A 263-nucleotide genomic window follows, 5' to 3' on the forward strand; every position below is an offset into this window, starting at 1 on the left:
CGGAGGATAGTCCGCATCCTCCAGGAACAGGTAGCGCGCGCCCAGCCGCTCGACGGCCGCGATCTCGCGCCGCACCGCGCCCGGATCCGCGATCACCGGCGCCCGCCCGCCGCCACGCGCGGCCAGCATCGGCAGTGCGTCGAGCGCTGCCTCGGCGGTCCCGAAGCGGGCGATCAACTGGGCATAGGTGACGGGGCCGATATTGGCGGAGCGCAACAGCCTTAGCCGTGGCTCCCGCGTGTCAGCCACTTTTCTTCCCGATG

The 263-nt window shown here is 71.5% G+C and carries 1 protein-coding gene; it reads right to left on the bottom strand.

Annotated features, from left to right (window positions below):
• A partial coding sequence (locus tag NLU14_RS22145; protein WP_338040822.1) for a hypothetical protein occupies positions 1–249 on the bottom strand: 249 nt, incomplete at its 3' end.
• Positions 250–263 lie beyond the last annotated feature (14 nt).

Source organism: Marinobacter iranensis, from assembly GCF_029207565.1.
GTDB classification, from domain to species: Bacteria; Pseudomonadota; Gammaproteobacteria; order Pseudomonadales; family Oleiphilaceae; genus Marinobacter; species Marinobacter iranensis.